Below are 17,398 nucleotides of genomic sequence, written 5' to 3'. Positions count from 1 at the left end.
TATGTGCCGGTAGAATATATAAAATACATTCTAGAAATGTTAACTAATCCATATGAAATTTCTTATAAGAAGTTAGATGTAATTAAAAAAAATACCTTAGTTCCTTTCTATTCATCAATATATGATGGCTGTGAATACATGGCTTTTTATAACAGAATTTCCAATAAAAAAAATTCATCAATATTATCAACTAAAAAAGAAACATGAATTTTATCTAGCCATTCAAAAGATTACTCACTTCAATAATAATTCTTGGAATATTCCTAAAGAAGGTCAAACTAAAATTGATAATCAGGAAGTAACAAAAGGTACGGCTAAATTTATATAGAGGATTTGATTGTTACGGTACAATTTCTAAAAAAATCTATAATACCTTTGATAACAGTAAAATTACGCCTTTTATCTCTGCTTTAAAAAAAGAATAATATATCACAAACACGGAGTAAACGGAGTTAAACTTATTAAGGAAAATGCTTTTAAAGCTAAATGGGACTGTGATGACCGACTATTTACGAATATATTATATTTTAACGAACAAACAAGGGTTATTATTAAATTTTGATGAGTACGGTAAACATGCTGAAGTAAAAAAGTTTATTAGCGGTCATCATTTAGAGTTTTATAATGTGGAGTGATTAAATTTAAGATTCTGCTTTGTTGTATGACTCGATTTTCATCGTCATTGCGAGGAAAATTACGAAGTAATTGACGAAGCAATCTCAGGATATTTGACGAGATTGCCACGCAGCCTATGGCTGCTCGCAATGACGTGGGGTATCCACGCGGGCAATTCCTGCTCGCAATGATGATATCTATATTTAGTGAGCAATTTACCGTATTTCTCAATATAATCATCATATTTACCTTTAAAATCAACAATATTTTTCCTATGGGAAAGAGCAATAATTCTTGTTGCTATGGATTTTGCAAAATCACGATCGTGCGTTACTAATATTACCGTACCATCAAAATCAATTAGAGATTTTTTAAGAGCTTCTCTTGACTCTATATCAAGGTGGTTTGTCGGTTCGTCGAGTAGTAAAATATCGGGATTATTAAATAGATTTTGTGCGAGTAATACACGAAGCTTATAACCTTCTGACAACGCAGAAAGCGGCTCATAATGGTATTTTTCGGCTATTCCAAAACCTACAAGCAAGCTAGCTGCAAAAATTTCAGCAGTATAACCGTCATTATCGTATATTACCTGTTCAAGTTCACCAAGCTTATACCCATCTTCATCGCTACATTCTTGCCGATTTAATATCTCTTCTTTTTCCTGTAAAGCTTTCCATAACTCCTTATTCCCTGCTATTACCGTATCTATAATTTTAGTATTTTCATAAAGAAACTGATCTTGTTTTAAACAACCTATTTTAGAGTTTTTTGGTATGTTAATCTCATCGAAAGCCGGCTCTTCTTCCTTAGTTAAGACTTTGAAAAAAGTTGTTTTACCTGCTCCGTTGGCACCTACTAAACCATATCGTTTATTGTTTTTAATATGCAAATTTACTTCGGTAAATAGTCTTCTTGCACCATAACTCATGGCTAAATCGTTTATAATAATCATATTTTTAGATGTCGTGGTTAAATTTAGGGTAAAAAGAGATGGTTTTGTTTTATACAACCCTTAAAAAGAACCTTATTGGCAGCATTATTGCGTGGATACTGAGGTGTCATTGCGAGCAGCCGTAAGCGTTGTTGCGTGGATCGAAAAACGCACTAGGTGTCATCCCGTGGCTTGACCACGGGATCCAAAAAACTACTTAAAATATAGTATTTTTAACTGGATCCCGCGATCAAGTCGCGGGATGACAATGAGAATCCGATCCGTGCAACACCCTCTCCTCTCCTCGCAATGACGATATCAACTACTTCGGAGCAATGCTAATATTTCTTCAATAACTCAAGAGCTTTTGCAAAATCTACTATATATTCTTCTTCTTTTTTTAAGTCTTTGATTTTTAAGCTATTATTCGTCTGCTCTTCGTCACCTATAAAAATAATAAGTTTAGCATTTTCATTAAGAACGCGTTGCATTCTTTTAGCTATTTTACCTAGGGGTTCTATGATAGTAGCAATATTTTCTGTTCGCAATTTATCTACAATTTCTAAAGCATAGCAAATATTATTTTCGCCTATAGGTAATACAAATACCGGCTTTACTTCAGATATGTTATATTCTCGCATTAAAGCAATTCGCTCGATACCGGCAGCAAAACCGATAGCCGGTACATCATCGTTATTACCCATGATTTTAGCAAGCCCGTCATAACGTCCGCCGGCTAGAATAGTAGATTGTGACCCAAGCTTTTTCGTAGTGAATTCAAAAGCAGTATGACAGTAATAATCAAGTCCTCTAACCAAACGTGGGTTTATAGTATATTCTACGCCTAAAATATCTAGATACTTTATTAACTCCTCAAAATATTCTTTAGACTCATCAGTGTAATATTCAGATAAAACCGGTGCGTTTGCTATTATTTTCTGATCGGTCTCACTTTTAGAATCAAGTATCCGCATTGGATTTTTGGATAACCTTATTTTGCTTTCTTCTGATAATTGATCTTTAAAATCATTTAGATATTCTACTAATTTTTGCTGATAAACGTTTCTTGATTCACTACATCCAAGAGAGTTAAGCTCTAAGGTAGTATCCTGCTCTATTTCGAGTGCTTTTAATATATCAACGGCTAACTTCAAAGTTTCAGCATCAGTAATTGCTCCTTTAGCACCAATATACTCATAATTTAGTTGGTGAAATTGTCTTTGACGCCCTGCTTGCGGTCTATCATAACGAAAAACAGGACCGGTAGAGAAGAACTTTAATGGTAATTTATGTTGTAATCCGTTTGAGATAAGGCTTCTTATAATACCTGCTGTAAATTCAGGTCGTAATGCTACGGAATCATTGCTTTTATCTAAAAAACTATAGATTTCTTTGCTGATTACGTCAGAGCTTTCACCCATCGAGCGGTTAAAGACTTTAGTATACTCCAAAATAGGAGTACTCATTTGCTTATAGCCGTACAATACTCCAACATCTCTTGCTTTGTTAATTATATAGTCGTGAACTTTATAATCATCCGGCAAGAGATCTTTCATTCCTCTGAGTGGTTGCAGCTTTTCAGTCATTTGCTTAATTTTGTGGTTTTGTGTGGATTAACGTCATTGCGAGGAGGCGTTGTTGCATGGACCATTTTATGTCATTCCCGCGAAAGCGGGAATCCAGTAAAATCTAAAAAAACTTGTTTTTTAGACTTATTTTACCAAATATGTAACTTCTATATCAATATTGAAGTTATTTTTCTGGATCCCCGCTTTCGCGGGGATGACATCGAGTAAGTTTTTCGATCCACACAACAATACCTTGCGAGGAAAGGCAAAGCCTCAACGTGGCAACCTCAGGAATTTTCTACTACTTCATGAGATTACCACGCTCCTTTCAGTCGCTCGCAATGACGACTCGGGTATCCATGCAACAACGCCGACTTGACCACGGTATGACATACGTCCCTAATTTTGCTCTTTTTTCATAAAGAACGATCTTATAATATATAAAACAAATATCGTAATAAACCAATATATTAACGCACGACCTGCCGTTAATATATTAAAGCTTCCTTTATATATTTCATCACCATATATTTGTGTAAGTAATAGATAGATACAAGCAAACAAAATAAACGGTGCAATAACAAATACTATAGGACATTTAAATGCTCTTTGAGCAGTCGGTAATTTTATCCTAAACATCATTACTATTATTGCTACAACAATATAATCAATAAGTGCTCCCATTGAAGTTAATTGCGTTATAATTTCAGTAGGACAAAAACCTCCTAAAAACGCTGCAAGTGCAGAGAATATTATAATCGTAACATATGGGCTATCATATCTAGGATGCAATTTTGCAAAACTTTTCGGTAGTAAACCGTCACGTGCGATAGCATAAAAAATACGAGAAGTACCGTAAATATTCATCATCAACACCGTCATCATACCACAAACCGCTCCGGTTGAAATAATTGCTGAACCAATTTTACTATTATTGATAGTTAAGGCATAAGCAAGCGGACGATCATTATTTAGCTGATCAAAAGGAGCTATACCGGTAACTAAGCCTGACATTACCACATATACTAAAGTAGTTAAAACTAGTGATCCTATAATACCGATCATTATATCACGCTTTGGATTTTTACATTCTTCAGCTGCAGTTGCAATTGTTCCAAATCCCGTAAAAGCTAAGAACAAAATAGAAGAACCCATCACGACGCTACCGAAACCGAAAGGCATAAAATTACTCCAATTAGTAGCATCAAAATGCGGAGCAGCTGCCACAACAAAAGCAAATATTGCTGCCATTTTTACAAAAACTAAAATAGCATTTATTTTTTTACTATCTTTAGTACCTAAAAATAAAATAAATCCAATAAATGCCGAAATTAAAAATGCCGGTAAATTTATTACTCCACCATTTGAAGGTACGGTAGTTAAGACTTTTGGTAAATATACTCCGCCTGCTTCCAATATTCCTTGTATATAACCTGACCAACCGGCAGCTACTATTCCAGCAGATACTCCAAGCTCTAATATTATAACGCTACCGATCATCCAAGCGAATACTTCACCGAATGCAACGTAAGAGTAAGTATAAATACTGCCGGAAGTCGGAAGCATAACAGCAAGTTCGGTATAAACAAGTGCGACGAAAATACAGGTAATACCGGCAATCATATAAGATATCATCACTGCAGGCCCTGAAAATTTAGCAGCAATTATACCGGTAACAACGAATACGCCCGTACCAACCATTGCACCAAGACCCAGTAATATTAAATCGAATGCTCCAAGCGTCTTACTAAGACCGCTTGAGCTACCTATCTCTTTTACTGATTCAAAACTTTTCTTCTTAAAAAAACTCATTATTTTCTCCCGTTTTAGTGAGCTTATTTTTTTGTGAATTGTGTCATTGCGAGCGACTAAAAGGAGCGTGGCAATCTCAGAAGATCTAACTAGATTGCAACGTCGCTTCGCTCCTCGCAATGACGCAATTACCTCATATCCCTAGTAATCCATCCGCCGCCAAGTACCCTCTCTCCGGCATAAATAACGCATGCTTGTCCAGGGGCAACGGCTTTTTCTTCGGATAAAAATTTTATCTTCATTTTATCATCACCGAGTTTACTTACTTCGGCTAAACGAGGCGGTCTTGTTGAACGGATTTTAACTGCTACTTCTAGCTTTTCGTTATCTTTAGTCTCATCTGCAAGCCAATTCACGTCTTTAATTATAAACTCCTGCACATGTAATGCAGACTCCGATCCTACATATACTATATTGTCCTTAGGATCAATCTTTACTACATATAAAGGCTCGTTATAAGCTATACCAAGCCCACGACGTTGCCCTATAGTGTAATTAATTATACCGCTATGTTCTCCTAGCTCAAACCCGTTTACGTGAACAATCTTACCGCTTTCGCTGCTACCGGGACGTATTTTATTTATTACGCTCTTATAATTCCCGTCAGGTACGAAGCAAATATCTTGGCTATCCGGCTTATCCGCTACCTCAAGCCCAAATTTACTAGCAAGCTTTCGTGTTTCATCCTTAGTAAGTCCTCCAAGAGGAAAGCTTAAATATTCTAATTGTTCTTTAGTTGTCGTAAATAAAAAATAACTTTGGTCTTTTGCCGGATCAAGCCCTGTATGTAATTCCGCTCCATTATCACCGTTTATTTTTCGTACGTAATGACCGGTAGCAAGCTTATCTGCCCCAAGTTCTCTAGCCGTTTTAATTAGATCCCTAAATTTTACCGATTTATTACATTGCACGCATGGAAGCGGTGTTTCACCTTGTAAATAGCTATCGACGAAATTATCTATTACCGACTCTTTAAATTTGCTCTCATAACCAAGTACGTAATGGGGAATACCTAGCTTATTTGCTACCATTTTAGCATCGTAAATATCCTGACCGGCACAACAGGCATTTTTTTTCCCTACTGCCATACCGTGATCATATAGCTGCAAGGTAATACCTATAACATTATGTCCCTGTTCATGCAGCATTGCGGCAACCGCCGAACTATCAACCCCGCCTGACATTGCGACAACTATAGTAGACTGCTTATCCCCTAAATTAATCATACCAACCTTAAATAAACAGCAAGTTATACTAAATTTATAATTAAATTACAACACTATCTTTTAATATATTAAAATGCTATAATTGGCGTTGTCTAATAATTATCGATTTCGTCATTGCGAGCAGGCATTGTTGCGTAGGCCGATAAAATCCACTGTGTCACCCCGTGGCTTGACCACGGGGTCCATAAAAACAATTTAAAATACTAATAATATTAGTATTTTAAGCTGGATACCGTGGTCAAGCCACGGTATGACATCGCACGCATTTTTTGATCCACACAACAAGACACATAGCTTAAAAAAAATTAAAAATTATATGTTATTTAAAATATTATACAAAACAGTTATTACATTAGCTCTAATTTATTTTCTACTGATTATTTTAGAATATGCACGTCAAGGTTTTATTAATGACCTATCATTACAAAAAGTAGATTTATCTATTCATAATTCTATAAAAGAGCCTATTTATTTAGTTTCTTATGCCGACGGTCCGGAGTATGTTTATCGTAATCAAAATGCAACTACTCATTATACGATTAATAAAGGTATAGATTTCATATTTAACTATAAGAAAAAGCATATAAATCAAGCATTTATAGAAAAAAATCAAGAAATTTTTAATGAACCTGCAGGAGCGGGGTTATGGCTATGGAAGCCTTATATTATACTTGAAACAATGAAAAATGCACCGGAAGGAGCTATTATAGTATATTTAGACTCAGCATTTGTTATTAAAAAGCATATCAGTAATTTAACAAATCTTTTAGGCGATAATGATATATTACTGGTACATGATCGCAATCGTAAAAACGGTAGTTTTGTTAAAGGTGAAACTTTTGCTTTAATGGATTGTCTTACTGACGAATGCAGAAATGACGATCATATTTGGTGTGCCATTATTATTGTACGTAATACCAAGCTTTCTCGTTCTTTTATTGAAAAATGGCTAAAAAGTTGTGAAGATATTAGAATTCTTTCAGGCAAAGATTATAATATTTACCCTAATTACGATGAATATAAATGGCATCATTCCGACCAATCGGTACTTAGCCTTATATATCACAAAAATCCACAATCGGTTAAAGTAATAGAGTATAAAGAAACAACACCTTTTTTATCTTGGTTTCACCGTAAATATTCAAATAGCTCGCCGTTAAAGCCTTGGTATAGCATATACGGTATAGATCCTATAATTAACTTTAATACTAACGGCAAAGTTTTACCTTCTACTGCTCTTATAAATACTCCGCCGATTGTTAGACTTCGTAAATGGGTTATTGAACATCAATGATGGGCTTTGTTGCGTGGCTCTTGAAAAACGCTCCGTTGTCACCACGTGGTCAAGCCATGGGGTGACAGCTATAGTTCTCTTACTTTAAAGAAACTATAAGATAAAGTAAGTACTTTAATGTCTTGCATTTCAGGATCAAGCTCAAAATCCTTATCTATATAAAATGTAACCGGCATTAAGACTTTTTCGCCGGCTTTTAATAATTGTTCTTCAAAACAAAAACAATGAATTTTTACGAAATATTTTCCTGCTTTATTTGGAGTAACATTATATACGGAAGTACCTATTATATCGTTATCACTTAGATTCTCCGTTTCATAGAACACTAGAGTATTCTGCCCCGGAACAATTTGCACTCTTTGCTGCCTTGGGATAAAACGCCAAGGCAAATCTTTATCAACATTAGCATCGAACTCGATAATTATAGGTTTAGTGCCTTTTACCTTAGAATATACACTCACCGTTTCTTTTGCAGTAGTGCCGCCATATCCTGTAACTTTACAAAATAAATTATAGATAGGTACAGAAGCAAAGCTTAGTAACACCATGCTAATTATTAATCCCAGCAAGGAAAAAGCTAAATTTTTATTGGATTTTTTAGACATTATTTGATTTTATTTAAAAATACTCTAGAAAAAGTTTATTTTAGATCATATATGTGTTAGTATAAAGAAAAATAGTTTTTAAGGTTAGTATGACTAATAATATTAATGCATTAGAAATTTCTAGCGAATCAGGATTTTATAGCTACTTACAGAAAATCAATAAAATTCCTTCACTTACGCAAGAAGAAGAATTTTTATTAGCGAAATCCTATTTAGAAGAGAATGATTTACAAGCTGCACATAAATTAGTAACGAGCCATCTTAAGCTTGTTGCAAAAATTGCAAGCGACTATAGGACTTACGGTCTTCCTATTACCGAATTGGTTTCAGAAGGTAATATAGGTTTAATGCAGGCAGTAAAAAAATTCAATCCCGAACTTGGTTTCCGCCTATCAACATATGCGATGTGGTGGATTAAAGCAGCCATACAAGAATATATATTAAAATCTTGGTCATTAGTAAAGATGGGAACAACGGCTGCACAAAAAAAATTATTTTTTAGTCTTAATAAAGTTAAGCATAAAATTACTAATTTATACTCAAGGGCTATTACTACCGATGATTTTGCACAAATAGCAGATGAGCTAGGCGTTTCGGTTAATGAAGTTTCCGAAATGAATACTAGAATTTCAGGTCCTGATTTATCGTTAAATAACTCTATAAATAGTGACGATGCAGAATCCGGAGAGTTAATAGAACTACTACCGGAAACACGCCCTACTCCCGAAGCTATGGCTATTAATAAGCAAAATTCTACCAGTAAAAGGAAGTTACTATCAAATGCTATGAAGATTTTAAACGATAGGGAACTTCGTATTTTAACAGAGCGTAAATTAACAGATACTCCTAAAACTCTAGATATTCTAAGCAGTGAGTATAATATTTCTAAGGAACGTATTAGACAAATAGAAAATACGGCTTTTGAAAAAATAAAGAAGTTTATCTTAAACCATAGTAGAGAAGTAGCTTAACTTCATTCCTGCAGAGTTATGACCTTGTTGCACAACTCGTTTATGTCATTCCCACGAAAGCGGGAATCCAGTAAAAAAATGATAAAAACAAAGAAAATTATATAAAAATTTAGTATATAATTTGCTTAAAAACTGGATTCCTGCTTTCGCAGGAATGACATTAGTTCAGCACACCTGACCATTCCGGATCAGAAGCATCTGCCGGTGTTATAATTTCTCTTTCATTATGACCTGTTAGATCAATTGCAAAAATTTTATTCTTTCCTGGAGCTTTAGCTCTTGAAGGCCAACCTTTAGCAAACATAATAACTCGTCCGTTAGGCGACCAACAAGGGCTTTCGACTAAATACCCACTTGTTATTATCCTTTCGCTATTCTCATCATCTTGGGGGCATGCTTTCATAATTCCGATATTAAAAGTTTTTCCTCCGTCTCCTCTAGTAATCTTAGTAAATGCTATATAATCTCCTCTAGGCGACCAGCTAGGAGCAGTGTAAGAACCTCCACCAAAACTAATACGCTGAACGTCACTTCCGTCCGAATTCATGATATATAATTGAGGTACACCGTTTCTATCGGAATTATACACAATTTTTTTACCGTCCGGTGAATAGCTAGGAGATGTATTAATACCAAATCCGTCAGTTAATTTATGAAGCCGTTTAGTAGCAAGGTCGATTTCATAAATATGCGTCGAGCCGTTTTTAGCTATCGACATTACAGCTTTTCTACCGTCCGGTGAGAATCTAGGAGCAAAAGATATACCGGAAAAATCACCTACTACACTTTCTTTGCCTGTTTTTAAATCTTTTTCATAAACGAGTGCTCTTTTTTTGGTAGCATATGAAACATAAAAAATCTTATCCGCCGAACGAGCAAATCTTGGGGTTAAGACTAATGACTTTCCATTGGTAAGGTATTTATTATTAGCCCCGTCATAATCCATCAAAGCAATTCTTTTTATTTTCGGTAAAGAACTGCTTTCTGATACATACACTATTTTGGTATCAAAATAACCGGCATCACCGGTAATTTTTTCATAAATTTTATCAGCAATTTTATGTGCCGCTCTTCTCCATAAGGTTTCAGGTACTTCAAGAATTTCACCGGCGAGCTGTTTTTCAAGCAATGTATCCCATAATATAAAGCTAATTTTAAGTTTACCGCTTTCTAGTTTCTTAACTTCACCATTTACTAAAAGACTAGCATTAATTTGACGCCATGCAGCAAAAAGCGGTTTATATTCTATTCCTGTCTTCTCTTCTATAAAAGATGCAGAGGAAATAGGACGGAATAATCCCGAAAGCTTTAAATCATTAGAGATAACTTTAACCACATCGTGACCTACTACATTATCAGTAGAACTATCAGCATTAAATTTATTTACTGCTATAGGCGTAGGGTCGGCTCGCCCATGCTCAATATTTATTGTTTCAAGTGCATAGCCGGTAAAGCTAAATAATAGTGATAGTATAAAATATATAATATTTCTCACTCAAAATAATCCTTTTTATCAAATTCCGTCAGCACGGTGTCATCCCGCGACTTGTTCGCGGGATCCAGCTTGCAACACTATTATAAGTTATTTTTTTGGATACTGCGATCAAGTCACAGTATGACATTAAAGGTTACTAGATTCCTGCTTTCGCAGGAATGACATCCACTACCCAAAAATCTTCATTAATTCTTCCCATTCTCTTTTAGTCATGCCGCTAGTTTCATGGGTAACTTTTTCACCTTTTATCATTCTTTTAATTACATCTAAACCTTTACGTGAAATATTCGCTCCCTGCAAACGATATTCCTCAAAAGCTTCGTAAGTAAAAGGTACCCAAGCTTTAACTATTTCAAACATTTTTTCAGCATAAACTCTAATTTCATATTGTGCGTGAGGGTCGGCACGCAACCTTAAGAAATGAAGTAAATTATGTAAATTAATCTTCCAATACCATTCCGTATAATAATTTAAAGTTAAATTCATACGAGCAAGCTCTCTTGCTATCCCTGTGGCGTTCTCATTTATAATATTACCTTCTTCATCAGCATTCATCAATTCCTTATAATGCCCGTAGCACTGTCTAGCATCTTCCTCTAAAATTGCAAGGACCTTTTCAACCACTTCTTTCGGTAAGCTATCCCCTTCCCTACATTGTTTATTTACAGCAGATTGGGAAGCAACATTTGCCGGTTCGGGTAAATAAAATTCGTTGCCTAAAATAGAATACCTTGCCGAATATTCGTTAACGCTAGCTGTTCTATGCCTAATCCATTGCCTTGCAATAAATATCGGTAGTTTAATATGGAACTTGATGTCACACATCTCAAAAGGAGTGGTATGATAATGACGAAGCAAGTAGTTTATCAGCCCTTTATCTTGGTTTAATTGCTTCGTACCCTTACCGTAAGAAACACGAGCTGCTTGTACTATAGCACTATCATCCCCCATATAGTCGATAACTCTAATAAAGCCGTGATCTAACACTTTTATAGGCTCATATAAGATTTCTTCAAGTGCCGGGACTGTTACTCTTTTTGTGGTGTTGTGCATTCTATTTATCCTTTATGTTTTTCTTTAAATTAACCTTTCCGATGTCATTCCCGCTTGGTATTGTTGCGTGGATCAATTTCACCTCTGTCATGCCGTAGCTTGTCCACGGGATCCAGTTAAAAATACTAATATTATTAGTATTTTTTATTGTTTTTCTGGATGCCGTGGACAAGCCACGGCATGACATTTCATGACAAATAACTATATAAATTTTTACCGTTTCTTTTTAGCCATAATTTTACCGGTTGGTATTCAGGATATATATCCTCAACTAACTGCCAAAAATTTTTGCTATGGTTCATTTCTTTTAAATGTGCCATTTCATGAGCTACTAAATATTTTAGTACTTCAAAGGGGGCAAAAACTACCCGCCAATTAAAAGCAAGATTCCCTTTGCTACAACAACTCCCCCAACGGCTAACATTTTCCATTATTCTAATATTAGAATAAGTCAAATTATGTTTTTTGGATATATTCTCTACTATTATTTTTATTTCTGCTAATAATTTCTTTTTAAGGAATACTTCTATACTAAGTTTTTTTAGTACCTTACTGCAATACACTTCTAACGTAGAATCATTTAGTTTTATCTGATTTTTAGACGAATCAATATGTATTATTTCATAAGATTTACCCAAAATAGAAATCTTATCTTCATCCTTTGGTATCTCAGTTACATTACGACGTAATTTTTGCCTAACCCAATATTCTTTACTTAATAAAAAATTATGACCTTTTTCGACTTTTACCTTAAGAGGTAATACAAGCTCTGCACCTTTAGACGTAATTCGGATGGCTATATTTTTAGCTTTGCTACTCCTCCTTACTATAACATTTTGAGGTTCGCCGTATTTGGTAAGAGTAATAAAATCTTCCATTTAAAATTCTATATATTTGCTTGGATCAACCGCTATTTTGTTTTTACGCATCGCAAAATATAACTTATGTTCTACATGTCCGATAACACTATTTTTAGCAATTTTATCACCTTTTTTAAGTAACAAATCATCTAAACTCGCATATGCTACTTCCAAATCATCTTTATCTAACTTAACTATTACTAAATTACCGAATTGTTTATTAAAGCCTGAATATATTACCGTTCCTGCAGCAATAGATTTAACTTCGCTATATTCTTTAGCAGCAATATCTATCCCTTTACTTTTACCGGCTTTAAACTCGGTAATAATTACCCCATTTAACGGTTTTACAAAATTTAATTGTTCTATAGCTTCTTCATCTTCGTCTTCATTCCGAGATATAGGAATCTCAATATTATCATTATCATCTTCTATAATTTTTGCCTTTGGTTCTTCGAGTCTACCACTAACTTTTTCTGATACGTGATCGTCTTCCATAGTTCTTTGAACTATCAACCCCTCATCGTGTTCTAGTTCGGTAGAATTATTATTTGCAGTAACATCTCCTACTTTATACTCAATTGGAGCCGGTGGCTGATCAACACAAGCAACTAAACAAAAACATATAACGATACTAAGTGCAACAGGATATTTCATATACTTAACAAAACTATTATTTACATTAGAAAATAAATCTTACATAGTATATAATTTTTATCATTATTTTCCATCAAAAAATTAACTATGAAAACTTATAATATTGTCATAGCTAGTGATCATTCAAGTTATGAGCTTAAGTCTGAAATTATCAATTATTTAGAGCAGAAATCTCTAAAGATTTATGACTGCGGAACGAATAATACACAAACCGTTGATTATCCTGATTATGCTAAGAAAGTAGTAGATATTATTATTGAAAAATTAGCACCTATCGGTATTTTAATTAGTGATACGGGGATTGGTATGTCTATAGCTGCTAATCGTAGCTCGGAGATAAGAGCCGCTTTGTGCAATGATATATTAACTGCCGAAAATGCTAAAGCTCATAATGACGCTAATATTTTGATACTCGGAGCAAAAACCGTAGATCACAAAATAGTATTTGATATTATAGATAAGTTTTTAACTACCAAATTTGAAGGCGGCAGACATAGCACCCGCCTATCAAAGATAAAGTAGTTTTATATAGATAGACGTCGTCATTGCGAGCGGGCATTGTTGCATGGATATAAAAAAGCACTCGGTGTCATACCGTAGCTTGACCACGGGGTCCATAAAAACAATAAAAAATACTAATAATTTTAGTATTTTTAACTGGATCCCGTGATCAAGCCACGGTATAACAATTAGGAAACTGGTCTACGCTAAAGCCTATATCTGATAAACTAATATATAAGTTTGCTTAATATGAATCTTCAAGAGTTTAAACAAAAATATAATTACGATGTTGCAACGAAAATGATGCAGCAATATCTAGACATTAAATTTGCTCATTTAGATTGTTTATTATTATTTAGAATGGGTGATTTTTATGAGATGTTCTATGAAGATGCAATTCTAGCAAGCAATGTACTTGGCATTGCTTTAACAAAGCGAGGCAAAAACGGCGAAGAAGAAATTGCGATGTGCGGAGTACCTTATCATGCTCTTGAGAATTATTTAACTAAGTTAATTGAAGAAAATTATAAGGTTGCTATTTGTGATCAACTAGAAACACCTGAAGAAGCAAAGAATAGAGGCGGTTATAAAGCGGTAGTTACTAGAGACGTCACACGTATTATAACTCCAGGAACTATAATTGAAGAAAATCTAATTGCTTCAGCAGAACCTAATTATTTAGCAAGTCTCGTAATACCAAAAAATAAAGAAACGGCTAGCCTTTGTTATGTTGATCTTTCTACTTCCGAAATTTTTGTAGTTAATGTACCGGAAGCCGAAATTCTTAATGAACTTGCCCGTTTAAAACCTCGTGAAATTTTACTTAGCGAAAATCTAAGATCTTCTAATCTTGCGGATAGTATTTTTAAACAATTAAATTTTCGTATTACCTATCAAGTCGATAGTTTTTTTGCAGTTAATAAATGTGAAAAAATTATTTTAGATTTTTATAAAATGAAAGATATTAAAGGAGTTGGAGAAGTATCTAGCAGTCAAATTTGTGCCATAGGTAGCATTTTAGAATATTTATCGTTAACGCAAAAACAAAATATTCCTCGTTTGCCAATCCCTAGAATTATCAATTTTCATAGCTATATGACTATTGATTTTGCAACTAGACGCAATCTTGAAATTGTAACAAACTCACAAGGCGGCTCGAAAGGAAGTTTACTAAGCACCCTTAATCATACGGTTACTAAACAAGGCGGACGTTTACTATATAATTTTCTTTCAAGTCCTTTAACCGACATTGCTAAAATAAATCATCGTTTAAATATTACCGAGTTCTTTTATTCCAACTTAGAAATAGTAAAAAGAACTAGAGAACTTCTAAAAAAAACTAGTGATATAGAACGCTGCTTAACCCGTATTATGATGAACAGAAGTTCGGGTCGTGATTTACTTAGTATTAAATATACCTTGGAAACTGCAACGATTATTAAAGGAGTATTTTTTGATGCTTACGGTTTTAATTTGCCTGATTTTATTGAAAAAATTATTAAGCCACTGTCAGGTAATGAAGAGTTATATAATTTAATAGATGAAACAATACGGGAAAATGCACCGAATAATTTAAATGAAGGGGGTATAATAAAACATGAATATCATCCGAAAGTAGCACAATTACATGATTTAATTAATAACGGAAAATTACATATTGAAAAGCTAAAAGAGCAATATCGCAAAGAAACGGGAATAGACAGTTTAAAAATATCCCATAATAATGTTATAGGGCTTTTTATCGATATAACTGCTAAAAATGTCAATAAAATCACCGATTCCAAATTTATTCACCGTCAAACCACAGTTAATAATGTCCGTTACACTACTGCCGAATTACAAAAGCTTGAAAGCGACTTAGTCAATGCCAAAACCTTAGTAATAAGTTTAGAAAAAGAATTATATGCGGATATTTGTAGCCAAGTAATTGAAAAAGCTTCCTATTTACGAATACTTGCAAGCTCTTTAAGCGGACTTGACGTATTTTGTAATTTTGCTTACATCGCTGATGAATATGATTATGTTAAGGCTGAATTTACCGATGATTTAAGCTTTGACATCGTTAAAGGACGGCATCCTGTAGTAGAGAAAGCACTACAGCAAGAAAGCAAAAGCTTTGTATATAATGATTGTCATTTATCGGAGCTTGAGCGTATTTGGTTAATTACCGGTCCTAATATGGCAGGTAAAAGTACTTTTTTACGTCAAAACGCCATTATTGCAATCATTGCTCAAATAGGTTCGTTTGTACCGGCGAAAAGTGCTAAAATAGGAGTAGTCGACAAAATATTTAGCCGAATAGGTGCTGCCGATGACTTAATTAAGGGACAATCGACCTTTATGGCAGAGATGCTTGAAACCTCAGCGATTCTTGCCCAATCTACAAAAAACTCACTAATCATACTTGATGAGGTAGGTAGAGGAACATCCACTTATGACGGGGTATCTATAGCATGGTCGGTGCTTGAATATATCCATGATAAGCTAAAATGTCGCTGTTTATTTGCAACGCACTATCATGAGCTAACCGTTATGATTAATTTCCTGCCGGCTTTGCAAAATTATACTATTGCTATTGAGGAGTCAGGTAAAGATATTCTATTTTTACATAATATTATATCAGGTGCTACCGATAGGTCTTACGGTCTTCATGTTGCGGCTCTTGCCGGTCTTCCTGCGAGTGTTATAAACAGAGCTGAGCAGATTCTGCTTAAATTTGAAAAAACTTCTACAGGTAAAGGAAAAAATATCTTATCGACGGAATCAAATAATTTGAGTTTGTTCAATCTTGAGCCTAATAAAACTACTATAAGCAGCAAATTAGATGAAAAATTTAAAACTATAGATCCTGATAAACTATCCCCTAAAGAAGCACTTGAGTTAATTTATGAGTTAAAGAAGTTGGTTTGATGCGAGTTTGGCAGTGTCTGCGTGGATCGAAAAACGCGTTCGATGTCATACCGTGGCTTGACCACGGTATCCAGAAAAACAACTAAGAACACTAATAATTTTAGTATTTTTAACTAGATCCCGCGATCAAGTCGCGGGATGACATTTTTACCTCCCTTTCCAATCAATATTTACTACAGGCGAAAAAATTAGGATTAGCGAAATTTTCTTTACAGTAAGTAATTTCTTATCCATGCGTATCTAAAATATTACCGCCGCCGGCTTTATGACCTGCCGCTATGTCCCATTCCATAGTTTGACCGAATTTTGGATATATATCAGCTGCTCCTTCAGCAATTAAGCATAGTTTAATTGAACTGCCTATTGCATTTATTTGACCGAATGAATATTTACTTAAAAATTCTTTAGTAGCTTTATTTGAATTATAAAAACCTATTACCGCGTTAAGCTCTTCATGTTTAGATTCATGATTAACAAATATTTCTTTAGAATTCTGTTCGATTTTTAACCGACCGTTTACATCGGTATAATATAGTTTTGCTGTTTCAGGGTGTATATCAAGCCGATGGTTGGAAAATCGTTTTCAATAAGCCCTATATTTACCGTATATGTACTTTTACCGTTTACATAGCTCCGTGTCCCGTCAATAGGATCAATTAACCAAAAAGTATCACTGCTTAATATAGGTAGCGACTGCTCTTCACATACTATAGCTATTTGAGAAGTTAAGGTTTGTAGAGTTTGATAAATTATTTTACTAATTTCCTTATCGGCATTAGTGACTACTGACCCATCTGATTTAGTATCAGTCAATATTCCTGCCTTTTTTATATCTAATGCAACCTTACCGGTATTAATAATTAAATCTTTTAAAGCATTAATTAAATTGTCATTCAT

The 17,398-nt window shown here is 34.3% G+C and carries 17 protein-coding genes and 2 pseudogenes; 8 read left to right on the top strand and 11 right to left on the bottom strand.

Going from position 1 to position 17,398, the window contains the following annotated elements; translation table 11 throughout:
• Window positions 1-166 precede the first annotated feature (166 nt).
• Both MB29_RS13045 and MB29_RS11850 read left to right on the top strand, forming a co-directional pair.
• Window positions 167-502 (top strand): annotated as a pseudogene (locus MB29_RS13045) (hypothetical protein); the annotation flags it as partial.
• The gene (locus MB29_RS11850; RefSeq protein WP_215426271.1) at window positions 498-635 is read left to right on the top strand and encodes a hypothetical protein; all 138 of its coding nucleotides are present in this window, start codon (window positions 498-500) and stop codon (window positions 633-635) included. The pseudogene MB29_RS13045 and the gene MB29_RS11850, both read left to right, overlap by 5 nt.
• A 59-nt stretch (window positions 636-694) precedes the next feature.
• Here MB29_RS11850 and MB29_RS06435 read toward each other — a convergent pair whose 3' ends face one another.
• From MB29_RS06435 to mnmA, 4 genes are all read right to left on the bottom strand, one after another.
• On the bottom strand, window positions 695-1,570 hold the full coding sequence (locus tag MB29_RS06435; protein ID WP_084686973.1) for an ATP-binding cassette domain-containing protein: 876 nt from the start codon (window positions 1,568-1,570) through the stop codon (window positions 695-697).
• Between the two features lie 317 nt (window positions 1,571-1,887).
• Window positions 1,888-3,135, bottom strand: a complete 1,248-nt coding sequence (hisS, locus tag MB29_RS06430; protein ID WP_032139541.1) for a histidine--tRNA ligase — start codon at window positions 3,133-3,135, stop codon at window positions 1,888-1,890.
• A 381-nt stretch (window positions 3,136-3,516) separates the two neighbouring features.
• Window positions 3,517-4,929 carry an amino acid permease gene (locus tag MB29_RS06425; protein WP_032139540.1) on the bottom strand — a complete coding sequence of 471 codons (1,413 nt, stop codon included), beginning with the start codon at window positions 4,927-4,929 and terminating at the stop codon, window positions 3,517-3,519.
• Window positions 4,930-5,057: 128 nt separating this feature from the next.
• Window positions 5,058-6,155, bottom strand: coding sequence for a tRNA 2-thiouridine(34) synthase MnmA (gene mnmA, locus MB29_RS06420; protein WP_032139539.1), 1,098 nt, complete (start codon window positions 6,153-6,155; stop codon window positions 5,058-5,060).
• Between the two features lie 316 nt (window positions 6,156-6,471).
• Between mnmA and MB29_RS06415 the strand changes: the two genes are divergently transcribed.
• Window positions 6,472-7,449, top strand: a complete 978-nt coding sequence (locus MB29_RS06415; protein WP_032139576.1) for a hypothetical protein — start codon at window positions 6,472-6,474, stop codon at window positions 7,447-7,449.
• A 68-nt stretch (window positions 7,450-7,517) separates the two neighbouring features.
• Here MB29_RS06415 and MB29_RS06410 read toward each other — a convergent pair whose 3' ends face one another.
• The gene (locus MB29_RS06410) at window positions 7,518-8,054 is read right to left on the bottom strand and encodes a cytochrome c oxidase assembly protein (RefSeq protein ID WP_008580370.1); all 537 of its coding nucleotides are present in this window, start codon (window positions 8,052-8,054) and stop codon (window positions 7,518-7,520) included.
• Window positions 8,055-8,143: 89 nt separating this feature from the next.
• Between MB29_RS06410 and rpoH the strand changes: the two genes are divergently transcribed.
• A complete protein-coding gene (gene rpoH, locus MB29_RS06405) occupies window positions 8,144-9,025 on the top strand; it encodes an RNA polymerase sigma factor RpoH (RefSeq protein WP_032139538.1) in 882 nt (293 codons plus the stop codon).
• 160 nt (window positions 9,026-9,185) lie between these two features.
• On the opposite strand, the gene tolB is transcribed toward rpoH, so the two are convergent.
• From tolB to MB29_RS06385, 5 genes are all read right to left on the bottom strand, one after another.
• Window positions 9,186-10,520 (bottom strand): Tol-Pal system beta propeller repeat protein TolB, encoded by a 1,335-nt coding sequence (gene tolB / locus MB29_RS06400; RefSeq protein WP_032139537.1) that lies wholly within the window; start codon window positions 10,518-10,520, stop codon window positions 9,186-9,188.
• Between the two features lie 168 nt (window positions 10,521-10,688).
• Window positions 10,689-11,573: an FAD-dependent thymidylate synthase gene (gene thyX, locus MB29_RS06395; protein WP_032139536.1), complete on the bottom strand. Its 885-nt coding sequence runs from the start codon at window positions 11,571-11,573 to the stop codon at window positions 10,689-10,691.
• Between the two features lies 1 nt (window position 11,574).
• Window positions 11,575-11,760, bottom strand: coding sequence for a hypothetical protein (locus tag MB29_RS13040; RefSeq protein WP_233418989.1), 186 nt, complete (start codon window positions 11,758-11,760; stop codon window positions 11,575-11,577).
• 1 nt (window position 11,761) lies between these two features.
• Complete coding sequence (locus MB29_RS06390) at window positions 11,762-12,451, bottom strand: M48 family metallopeptidase (RefSeq protein ID WP_032139535.1); 690 nt, start codon at window positions 12,449-12,451, stop codon at window positions 11,762-11,764.
• Complete coding sequence (locus MB29_RS06385) at window positions 12,452-13,090, bottom strand: murein hydrolase activator EnvC family protein (protein ID WP_032139534.1); 639 nt, start codon at window positions 13,088-13,090, stop codon at window positions 12,452-12,454.
• An 87-nt stretch (window positions 13,091-13,177) separates the two neighbouring features.
• On the opposite strand from MB29_RS06385, the gene rpiB reads away from it, so the two are divergent.
• The 4 genes from rpiB to MB29_RS14360 all read left to right on the top strand — a co-directional run bounded on the left by rpiB (window position 13,178) and on the right by MB29_RS14360 (window position 16,618).
• Window positions 13,178-13,612 carry a ribose 5-phosphate isomerase B gene (rpiB, locus tag MB29_RS06380; RefSeq protein ID WP_023507749.1) on the top strand — a complete coding sequence of 145 codons (435 nt, stop codon included), beginning with the start codon at window positions 13,178-13,180 and terminating at the stop codon, window positions 13,610-13,612.
• 43 nt (window positions 13,613-13,655) lie between these two features.
• A complete protein-coding gene (locus tag MB29_RS11845) occupies window positions 13,656-13,760 on the top strand; it encodes a proline/betaine transporter (RefSeq protein ID WP_215426278.1) in 105 nt (34 codons plus the stop codon).
• Between the two features lie 80 nt (window positions 13,761-13,840).
• Window positions 13,841-16,501, top strand: coding sequence for a DNA mismatch repair protein MutS (gene mutS, locus MB29_RS06375; protein WP_032139533.1), 2,661 nt, complete (start codon window positions 13,841-13,843; stop codon window positions 16,499-16,501).
• 21 nt (window positions 16,502-16,522) lie between these two features.
• Window positions 16,523-16,618, top strand: a complete 96-nt coding sequence (locus MB29_RS14360; protein WP_233419002.1) for a palindromic element RPE4 domain-containing protein — start codon at window positions 16,523-16,525, stop codon at window positions 16,616-16,618.
• A gap of 46 nt (window positions 16,619-16,664) precedes the next feature.
• On the opposite strand, the pseudogene MB29_RS08735 reads toward MB29_RS14360, so the two are convergent.
• Window positions 16,665-17,398 (bottom strand): annotated as a pseudogene (locus MB29_RS08735) (3'(2'),5'-bisphosphate nucleotidase CysQ family protein).

The organism is Rickettsia tamurae (assembly GCF_000751075.1).
Taxonomy (GTDB): Bacteria; Pseudomonadota; Alphaproteobacteria; order Rickettsiales; family Rickettsiaceae; genus Rickettsia; species Rickettsia tamurae.
Note: the sequence above shows the minus strand (reverse complement) of the source record. Positions and strands in the feature narration are given on the sequence as shown.

Coding starts and splice junctions, on each gene's coding strand:
- rpiB (WP_023507749.1), top strand. CDS start 13,178: ATGAAAACTTATAATATTGTCATAGCTAGTGATCATTCAAGTTATGAG.
- rpoH (WP_032139538.1), top strand. CDS start 8,144: ATGACTAATAATATTAATGCATTAGAAATTTCTAGCGAATCAGGATTT.
- MB29_RS11845 (WP_215426278.1), top strand. CDS start 13,656: ATGGATATAAAAAAGCACTCGGTGTCATACCGTAGCTTGACCACGGGG.
- MB29_RS06435 (WP_084686973.1), bottom strand. CDS start 1,570: ATGATTATTATAAACGATTTAGCCATGAGTTATGGTGCAAGAAGACTA.
- thyX (WP_032139536.1), bottom strand. CDS start 11,573: ATGCACAACACCACAAAAAGAGTAACAGTCCCGGCACTTGAAGAAATC.
- mnmA (WP_032139539.1), bottom strand. CDS start 6,155: ATGATTAATTTAGGGGATAAGCAGTCTACTATAGTTGTCGCAATGTCA.
- MB29_RS06415 (WP_032139576.1), top strand. CDS start 6,472: ATGTTATTTAAAATATTATACAAAACAGTTATTACATTAGCTCTAATT.
- MB29_RS06410 (WP_008580370.1), bottom strand. CDS start 8,054: ATGTCTAAAAAATCCAATAAAAATTTAGCTTTTTCCTTGCTGGGATTA.
- MB29_RS06390 (WP_032139535.1), bottom strand. CDS start 12,451: ATGGAAGATTTTATTACTCTTACCAAATACGGCGAACCTCAAAATGTT.
- MB29_RS13040 (WP_233418989.1), bottom strand. CDS start 11,760: ATGTCATGCCGTGGCTTGTCCACGGCATCCAGAAAAACAATAAAAAAT.
- MB29_RS11850 (WP_215426271.1), top strand. CDS start 498: ATGACCGACTATTTACGAATATATTATATTTTAACGAACAAACAAGGG.
- hisS (WP_032139541.1), bottom strand. CDS start 3,135: ATGACTGAAAAGCTGCAACCACTCAGAGGAATGAAAGATCTCTTGCCG.
- mutS (WP_032139533.1), top strand. CDS start 13,841: ATGAATCTTCAAGAGTTTAAACAAAAATATAATTACGATGTTGCAACG.
- MB29_RS06425 (WP_032139540.1), bottom strand. CDS start 4,929: ATGAGTTTTTTTAAGAAGAAAAGTTTTGAATCAGTAAAAGAGATAGGT.
- MB29_RS06385 (WP_032139534.1), bottom strand. CDS start 13,090: ATGAAATATCCTGTTGCACTTAGTATCGTTATATGTTTTTGTTTAGTT.